The 9,612-nt window shown below is 49.8% G+C and carries 6 protein-coding genes; all 6 read left to right on the top strand.

Translation table 11 applies throughout. The features are described from left to right. Positions 1 to 122 precede the first annotated feature (122 nt). The 6 genes from ACTQ3R_RS15815 (at position 123) to ACTQ3R_RS15840 (ending at position 9,517) form a co-directional block, all read left to right on the top strand. Complete coding sequence (locus tag ACTQ3R_RS15815) at positions 123 to 1,070, top strand: 5-methylcytosine restriction system specificity protein McrC (protein ID WP_441780147.1); 948 nt, start codon at positions 123 to 125, stop codon at positions 1,068 to 1,070. Positions 1,071 to 1,243: 173 nt separating this feature from the next. Then, positions 1,244 to 2,305: a Fic family protein gene (locus ACTQ3R_RS15820; RefSeq protein WP_441780142.1), complete on the top strand. Its 1,062-nt coding sequence runs from the start codon at positions 1,244 to 1,246 to the stop codon at positions 2,303 to 2,305. Between the two features lie 158 nt (positions 2,306 to 2,463). After that, on the top strand, positions 2,464 to 3,957 hold the full coding sequence (locus tag ACTQ3R_RS15825; RefSeq protein WP_441780143.1) for an N-6 DNA methylase: 1,494 nt from the start codon (positions 2,464 to 2,466) through the stop codon (positions 3,955 to 3,957). Further along, on the top strand, positions 3,957 to 5,129 hold the full coding sequence (locus ACTQ3R_RS15830) for a restriction endonuclease subunit S (protein ID WP_441780144.1): 1,173 nt from the start codon (positions 3,957 to 3,959) through the stop codon (positions 5,127 to 5,129). The genes ACTQ3R_RS15825 and ACTQ3R_RS15830 overlap by 1 nt, the downstream gene beginning before the upstream one ends. Positions 5,130 to 5,143: 14 nt before the next feature. Beyond that, positions 5,144 to 6,190 carry an AbiH family protein gene (locus ACTQ3R_RS15835; protein WP_441780145.1) on the top strand — a complete coding sequence of 349 codons (1,047 nt, stop codon included), beginning with the start codon at positions 5,144 to 5,146 and terminating at the stop codon, positions 6,188 to 6,190. A gap of 42 nt (positions 6,191 to 6,232) precedes the next feature. Further along, a complete protein-coding gene (locus tag ACTQ3R_RS15840; RefSeq protein WP_441780146.1) occupies positions 6,233 to 9,517 on the top strand; it encodes a DEAD/DEAH box helicase family protein in 3,285 nt (1,094 codons plus the stop codon). The last annotated feature ends 95 nt before the right edge of the window (positions 9,518 to 9,612 follow it).

A 9,612-nucleotide genomic window follows, 5' to 3' on the forward strand; every position in this document is an offset into this window, starting at 1 on the left:
TGCCTTTTCCCTTTACAGGGATTTTCTTGTGGCAAGACCAGGGAATTTTTTTGGCAATTTCAAGGATTTTGCGTTGGCATTTTCAGGGATATCTTATTGTCTCATAACATAAACTCTTCCATCTGCTCTTATTTCTATTTCCGCATTACCTTCAAACAGCTATGCGGAAAGGCCCATTTAAGACGTATGTACGAAACTGCTATAATGACAGCCATGTGAAAGGTACTATTGACGTGGCCAGGCACATCAGAAAGAATATTCCCTTTGTAGGGAATGTAGCTTATGATCAGAGGGAATATTCCTATGACAATGATCTGATGGAGCTGGTACGGCACACCATTGAGTTTATCCGACAAAGACCCTATGGTTATAATCTGTTGGCCAAAGTAAAGGACGAGGTCCAACTGGTCGTGGAAGTGACACAGAATTACCGTGCGCATGACAGACGTAAGGTAATCGTAGAAAACCAAAACAATGTGGTCCGACATGCCTATTACCGTGAATATCGAGCGCTGCAGCAGCTGTGCATTTTGATTTTACAGCATCAAAAGCATCAGATTGGCACCGGCTCACGCCAGGTATACGGAATCCTATTTGACGGGGCATGGCTATGGGAAGAGTATATCAGTACGATCATCGGAGATTTCTTCTACCACCCCATGAACAAGGCCGGCAGTGGAGCACAGCGACTGTTTGCTGGAAATATAGGTCTTATCTATCCTGATTTTATCAGTAAAAACAGGGAAAACCGTGTGATTGCCGATGCAAAGTACAAGCCAATCGACAATATCGGAAACCGAGACTATTTGCAGCTTCTGGCATATATGTTCCGGTTTGACGCAAAGTCTGGGTTTTATTTCTATCCGGAAGCAGTCGGCGGCACAAATCTGCGCCTAAAAATGAATCGGGGATCTACTTACGAAGGCGATGTGAGCCCTAGAAACGATGTGACCGTCATAAAGCACGGCTTGAAGATACCCAATCATACCCCTGATTACCAATGTTTTGTACAGGAGATGCAGGCGGCGGAGCAGGAATTTAAGAAGGCCATGGAATCTCTTACAAGCTGAATCCCAGGAAAATCTGCCCCCTAGTCTCGAAAGGCCAGGGGGCAGTATGAATAAATAGAAGCTATGCGTAAAGTATATTTTATTTTCTCCCGGATACGATATAAAAACGGGCGATAAATAGCAAAGCACATTGAATTATCTCCCAAACTGTGATATGATTTGGGAGATAAAATGTGAAGGATGGAGATTCCGTGCGCCAGTTTGATTACACACAACTGAAGAAGCGCAACTGGGATAGCGAGATTCTGGGATATGTGGCCCAGATCCACGAGTTTAAGGGTCGCCAGCAGATGTATCTGCGCCAACGGGAAGCGGAACTGGATAAGCTGGTGGAGATCACCAAGGTGCAGAGCACGGAGGCTTCCAATGAGATTGAGGGCATCCGTACCACCAATGCCAGGCTCAAGCAGCTGTGTGCGGATAAAACCACGCCTCGAAACCGGGATGAGAAGGAGATCATGGGCTACCGAGATGTGCTGAATACCATCCATGAGAATTACGAGTATATCCCGCTCCGTCCCAATTATATTTTACAGCTCCACCGGGATTTGTACCACTACTCAGAGAAAGACATCGGCGGTAAGTTCAAGAACACCCAGAACTACATCAGCGCCACGGACAGCCAAGGTAATACTTTTGTGCTGTTTACGCCGCTTCCGCCCTATGAGACGCCGGGTGCCATTGAGCAGATCTGTGAGAGCTACAACCGTGTCATTGATACCCAGGAGATTGATCCGCTGATTTTGATTCCGGTGCTGATCCACGACTTTCTCTGTATTCACCCCTTCAACGATGGAAACGGTAGAATGAGCCGTCTGCTGACCACACTGCTTCTCTATCGAAGCGGATACTATGTGGGCAAGTACATCTCCTTGGAGAGCAAGATTGCCCGGAATAAAGACCTCTACTATGACGCGCTGGAGGCCAGCCAGCACGGCTGGCAGGAGGGGAAAGACGATCCTACGCCGTTTATCAAGTATCTGCTGTCGGTGATCCTGGCAGCCTACCGGGACTTTGATGAGCGGATGGAGCTGGTGGACGGAAAGCGTTCTGCGCTGGAGATCGTTCGGCAGGCAGCGGAGAGCAAGCTAGGTAAGTTTACCAAAGCCGATCTAATTGAGTTGTGCCCCACTTTGGGCAAGACCTCAGTGGAGAGCTCCATCAAGAAGCTGGTGGATGAGGGTGTCCTCGTCAAGCATGGGAAGGGGAGGGCAACCTTCTATACCAGAGCATAGTAAATAATTTGACTCCCTGGACGAAATGCCGTCCAGGGAGTTTCTCATGTTCCGTTTTCCCGTCGTAACCTTGTGTCCTGAGCTGGAAAATGGTAAAATGACAACAATAGACGAAACCTGTGGGTAGCTGCCCTATAGGTGAGCAAGGAGTAGGAGACATGATCACTGGCGAACTGAAAAACAAAATTGACCGCCTCTGGGAGACCTTCTGGACCGGCGGCATTACCAACCCTCTGGACGTGGTGGAGCAGATGACTTATCTGATGTTCATCCACGACCTGGACGCGGCCGACAACCAACGCGCCAAGGAGTGCGCCATGCTGGGCCTGCCCCACAAGAGCATCTTTGCCGATGAGGTGCAGGTGGGGGAGCGAACCATACCGGGTAATCAGCTCAAGTGGTCAGTGTTCCATGACTTCCCCGCCTCCCAGATGTATTCCGTTATGCAGGAGTGGGTGTTCCCCTTCATCAAGAACCTCCATGCCGACAAGGACAGCGCCTATGCCAAGTACATGGGGGACGCCATCTTTAAGATTCCCACGCCTCTGATGCTGGATAAGATTGTCACCGCCATGGACGAGATCTATGAGCTGGCCCAGCTCCAGGGAGCCGACGTCCGGGGCGACATCTACGAATACCTCCTGTCCAAGATTGCCACCGCCGGCGTCAACGGCCAGTTCCGTACCCCCCGGCACATCATCCGTATGATGGTGGATATGATGGCCCCACGGGCGGACGATGTGATCTGTGATCCGGCCTGCGGAACCTCCGGCTTCCTGGTGGCGGCAGGGGAGTACTTGAAGGAGAACCGGAAAGAGGAAATCTTCTACGATCGGGCGAAGAAAGACCACTACATGAACCACATGTTCCACGGCTACGACATGGACCGCACCATGCTGCGCATCGGGGCCATGAACATGATGACCCACGGCATTGACAACCCCTACATCGAGTACCGGGACAGTCTCAGCGACCAGAACACAGACCGGGAGAAGTACACTCTCATCCTGGCCAATCCCCCCTTCAAGGGGAGCCTGGACGCGGATATCGTGTCCGCCGACCTGCTGAAGGTGTGTAAGACCAAGAAAACCGAGCTGTTGTTCCTGGCCCTCTTTCTGCGAATGCTGAAAGTGGGCGGGCGGTGCGCTGTCATCGTGCCCGACGGGGTGCTGTTTGGTTCCTCCAAGGCCCACAAGGACATCCGCAAGGAGATCGTGGAGGGCAACCGGCTGGAGGCGGTGATCTCCATGCCTTCCGGGGTGTTCAAGCCCTACGCCGGGGTGTCTACGGCGGTGCTGGTGTTCACCAAGACGGGCCATGGCGGCACAGATAACGTGTGGTTTTACGACATGAAGGCCGACGGCTTCTCCCTGGACGACAAGCGCACAGAGATAAAGGAGAACGACATCCCCGACATTGTGGCACGGTTCCACAACCGGGAGGGGGAGAAGGAGCGTGAGCGCACCGAGCAGTCCTTCCTGGTGCCCCGTGAGGAGATCGCCCAGAACGGCTATGACCTCTCCATCAACAAGTACAAAAAGGTGGAATATGTCCCCGTGGATTACCCCTCCACCCAGGAGATTCTGGCCGACCTCAACGAGCTGGAGATGGAGATCACCAAGGGCCTGGCGGAGCTGGAGGAGATGGTGTGATGGCAAGATTGGGGGATATTGGACAAATTATTACTGGTAATACACCTAAAACGGCAGACGTTGAAAACTATGCCTCAAAGGATATTGCCTTTATTAAACCGAGTGATATCCAAGAAGATAAACTCACAATGTTATCAGAGGCAGAGTTCTATATTTCTGAATATGCAAGAGAAAGAGCAAGGATTCTTTCACCGAAATGTATTCTTGTAACATGTATTGGGATTGTTGGAAAAGTTGCAATAAATAATATAGAGTGCGCTTTCAATCAACAAATAAATGCGATTATTCCGGACACTAAAAGATGTGATACAAAATATGTAGCCTATGCCATACAAAGCCAACAACATAGATTACAAAACATTGCTAATGCTGCGGTTGTTCCCATACTTAATAAAACTCAATTTTCTGATATTGAAATATCCCTTCCTCCGCTGGAGGAACAGCGCCGCATTGCCGCTACGCTGGACAAGGTTAGCGACCTGATCGCCAAGCGCCGGGCGCAGCTGGACAAGCTGGACCTGCTGGTGAAAGCTCGGTTTGTGGAGATGTTTGGGGATCCGGTAAGCAATCCGAAGGAATGGCCAATTGTTGGAATCAAAGAAATTATAGGCGGTAAGGTTAGCAATGGTTTCTTTGCAAAAAGAGACGATTATATTGATGAAGGAAATGTTCAAGTACTTGGTGTAGCTAATGTTGTAAACAGAATGTATTCCAATATTGATGATTTACCAAAGACCAACGCAACTTCTGAGGATAGAGAAAAATACGGAGTGAAGTATGGAGATATGCTTTTCTGCCGCTCTTCTTTGGTGGCAGAAGGTATTGGAAAGGCATCAATCGTTCCCCCAAATACACCAAACAATGTTCTTTTTGAGTGCCATGTAATTAGGGTGCCGTTGAATTTGAAAAAGTGCATACCTGAGTTTATACAGGTACTTTCTACTACCAACTTCTTTAGACAGCAGATTATAGCTCAATCAAAAACGGCAACTATGACCACTATCGGGCAGGATGGAATATTAAAATCTCAAATAATTTTGCCTCCTTTAGAGCAACAACAAAAGTTCTTGCGATTTCTCAAACAGACCAACGAATCTAAATTGACGATTCAGCAGAGCCTTGATAAACTGGAAATACTGGAAAAGGCGCTGATGCAGAAATATTTTGGATAGAGGAATTGGGAGACATGAATATAACATTTATGATCGGAAATGGATTCGATATTAATTGCGGGATGAAATGCACGTATCGAGATGCCTACAGCGGGTATATCAGAATACCGACACTGTCACCTACCATTGCCGCATTTAAAAGGAGAATTGATGCAAACATCGATACTTGGGCGGACTTTGAAGTTGCAATGGCATCTGATATGAAAAATTATGAAAATGAACAAGATTTCTTATTTTGTTTGCGAGATTTCAAAAAGTATTTGAACACACATTTATTCGAGGAAGAGGAAAAGATAAAAGAGCAATTAAACAATACTTTTGTGTACTCTTCAGTAAAAGATGAGATGATTGAATCTATAGAATCTTTCTATGATGGGATTTCTCATGATATAAGCTATGAAATAAGTGAAAGGCTGTCAAAGGGAATAACACATTATCAAGTTATTTCGTTTAACTATACGGATATATTTGAAGCAGTTTTAAGTTATGCAATAAGAGTAGACTCTAATGAGATCATACATATCCATGGGAAATTAAACGATGACGTTGTTCTGGGGATGGATAGCTTAGAGCAACTACCACAAGTAAAGTATAATTTTTCAAAAAAAATAGAACGTGCGTTTATTAAGACACAATTTAATGCTGGCTATGATAAAAAACGAGTGAATGCTGCTAAGAAAGCCATAGAATCCAGTGATATCATTTGTGTTTACGGTATGTCATTAGGAGATTCGGACCTGACATGGAGAAATGCGCTGTTTCAATGGCTTCATTCTAAGCCTGATGCGCACCTGTTCTTGTATAATTTTAAATGCTCTTGTATGTCGGGAATGACAGTGGACGAGAGGATGGATAATGAAGAAGAGGCAAAATATGATATTTTGAGTAAATTAGGAATAAATGAAAAAGAGATTGAACAATATTTGCCGCAAATGCACATACCATGCGGGAAAAACATATTTAATGTGGAAGTGGCAATACAGAAAGGACTTAATACTGAAATTGATATTAATAAAAAGAAAGAGAGTATACGGAATGCTTTTGCCGGTAATACAACATGATTGACATATGGAATTGAAATGCTTATATGAATAGGTGATACTATGACCAACTTTGATTTTCTCCTCGCCGACCTTCAACTTACCTCCTTTGGGGAGGTCGCTGTCGCGGCGGAAAAAATCTATACCATCGACCCGGCGGCCTGTGTGCTGAACTGCCGCCGATGTATGGAGTTTGCCGTCAAATGGATGTACTCCGTGGACGGCGGGTTGGTCATGCCCTACGACGATCGTCTGGCTAGCCTCATGGACACTGAGGACTTCCGGGCCATCGTAGACCGGGATTTGTGGCAGCGCCTCAAATACATCCGCCAGACGGGCAACGCTGCCGCCCATAAAAACCAGAAGATTACAAAAGAGCAATCCCGGCTATGCCTGGAAAATCTCTGGTACTTCATGGACTTTATAGCCTGCTGCTACGGCACCACTTACACGCCCGGAGAATTTGACCCGGCCCTGCTGGAGCAGCAGACTGCCGCCCCGGCTCCCGTGCCCGTGCCCGAGGTGGATCTGGCCGCCCTCATGGCGGAAAACGAGGCCCTCCGGGCCGAGCTCACCGCCCGCCGGGAGGCCCAGCAGCCCAGTTATACCCCCAAGCCGCTGGACCTGTCCGAGTACAAGACCCGTAAGCTGTACATCGACGCCATGCTCACCGACGCGGGCTGGACAGAGGGGAAGGACTGGCTCAATGAGGTGGAACTGCCCGGTATGCCCAACAAGAGCGAGGTGGGCTATGCCGACTATGTACTCTACGACGACGCCCACCGCCCCCTGGCCGTCATCGGGGCCAAGCGCACCTGTGTGGACCCGTCCAAGGGCCGCCAACAGGCCCAGGAGTATGCCAAGATACTGGAAAAGAAATATGGCCGCCGCCCGGTGATCTTCCTCACCAACGGCTTTGACACCCGGATTGACGACGGGGCCTACCCGGAGCGGAGGGTGGCCGCCTTCTACTCCAAGCGGGATCTGGAGAAGCTTTTCAATCTCCGGGCCATGCGGACAAGCCTCAAGTACATCCAGGTGGACCACAACATTGCAGGTCGCTACTACCAAGAGGGGGCAATCAAAGCTACTTGTCAGGCGTTGGCCCAGAACCGCCGGAAGGCCCTGCTGGTCATGGCCACCGGATCAGGCAAGACCCGGACAGTCATTGCCTTGGTGAAGGTGCTCCTCCAGCACGGCTGGGTGAAAAATATCCTCTTCCTGGCCGACCGTAACTCTTTGGTCACCCAGGCCAAGCGCAGCTTTGTGAATCTGCTGCCCGACCTCTCCGTGACCAACCTGTGCGAGGAGAAGGACAACTACACGGCCCATTGTGTCTTTTCCACCTACCAGACCATGATGCGCTGCATTGACTCGGTGGAGGACGGGGAGGGGAAGCTGTTTACCGTGGGCCACTTCGACCTGGTCATCTGTGACGAGGCCCATCGCTCCATCTACAACAAGTACCGGGATATTTTCAACTACTTCGACGCACCCCTGGTGGGCCTTACCGCCACCCCCAAGGACGAGATTGACAAGAATACCTATGAAGTCTTTGAATTGGAGCATAATATGCCCACCTACGGCTATGAGTTGGCCCAGGCGGTGAAGGACGGCTTCCTGGTGGACTTCCTCACCGTGGAGAGCAAGCTGAAATTCCTGGAGGAGGGCATTGCCTACGATGATCTCCCGGAAGAAGAGCGGGCTATATATGAAAATACCTTTACAGATGAGAATGGTGAAATGCCCGAGCGGATCAGCTCCTCCAAACTCAACGAGTGGGTCTTTAATGAGGACACCATCCGCAAGGTGCTCCATCTGCTCATGGAAAATGGCCTGAAAATCGACTATGGGGAGAAGCTGGGCAAAACCATCATCTTTGCCAAGAACCACCGCCACGCTGAGAAGATCCTGGAAGTCTTTGGCAAGGAGTATCCCCATCTGCACGGCTACGCCAAGGTCATCGACAACTACATGACCTACGCACAGAGCGCCATCGACGAGTTCTCTGATCCGAAAAAGCTCCCTCAGATCGCCATCTCCGTAGATATGCTGGACACCGGCATTGATGTGCCCGAGGTGTTGAACCTGGTGTTCTTCAAGAAGGTCATGAGCAAGGCAAAATTCTGGCAGATGATCGGCCGGGGTACCCGCCTTTGTCCAGGACTGATAGACGGGGAGGACAAGGCCAAGTTTTATATCTTTGACCTGTGCGGCAATTTTGAATTTTTCCGCATGAACAAGAGCAAGGCCACGATGGGCCAGATGCCTCTGCAAAGTGCCATCTTTTATCTGAAAGCCCAGATCGTCTACAAGCTCCAGGACTTGGCCTATCAGACTCAGGAGCTGATTCCCTTCCGGGAAAGGCTGGTAGGGGAGATGCTCTCCAAGGTGCAGGAGCTGAACCGGGAAAACTTTGCTGTTCGGCAGCACCTGCGGTATGTGGAGAAGTTCGCCGATCCGGCCAGCTACCAGGCCCTTAGCTATGAGGACACCCTCCGTTTGAGGGATGAGGTGGCTCCGCTGCTCCAGCCGGACGTAGATGAGGCCAGTGCTGTTCGGTTCGATGCGTTGATGTATGGCATTGAGCTGGCCTATTTGGTGGGGAAGAAGTATGCCAAGGCTCGCAGCGACCTGTTCAAAAAGGTCAGCAGCGTGGCCGGTGTGGCTAACATCCCGGAGATTCAGGCACAGTCAGAACTCATTGAGAAGATCCTGCATACCGACTACCTGGACAATGCCAGAATCAATGAATTTGAGCATATCCGGGAGTGCCTGCGAGGCCTTATGAAGTATCTGCCTCCCAAAGGTGAGCCCTACGACACGAATTTTACCGACGACATTCTGTCGGTGGAGTGGAAGGAGTCGGAACTGGAAAACGACGACCTGAAAAACTACAAGGCCAAGGCCGAGTTCTATGTGCGCCAGCACCAGGACAAGCCCGCTATTGCCAAGCTGCGCTCCAATGTTCCGCTGACGGCGGAGGATGTGAAGGCGCTGGAGAACATCCTTTGGAGCGAGGTGGGCACCAAGCAGGACTACGAGGCGGAGATTGGGCAGAAGCCCCTCGGGGAGTTTGTCCGGGAGATCGTGGGCATGGACATGAACGCCGCCAAGGAGGCTTTTGCCCAGTACTTAAACGATGTCAACCTGGACAGTCGGCAGATCTACTTTGTCAACCAGATTGTGGAGTACATCGTCCACAACGGGGTAATGAAGGATCTGTCTGTGCTCCAGGAGCCGCCCTTTACCGATCGGGGAAGTATCGTGGAGATCTTCACCGATCTGTCTCTGTGGGCGGGAATCAAGGGCGTGATTGATCGGATAAACGCCGGTCAGGTAGAATAAGTTTCGCAAAAACAAAAAAGACATGGTTTGCAGATCTCTGGTAGAATGAAGTCGCGACACACCATTCGAAAGGAGACAGCAAACCATGTCCGAGA

This window comes from Lawsonibacter sp. LCP25S3_E2 (genome assembly GCF_052117285.1).
In the GTDB taxonomy this organism is placed as follows: domain Bacteria; phylum Bacillota; class Clostridia; order Oscillospirales; family Oscillospiraceae; genus Lawsonibacter.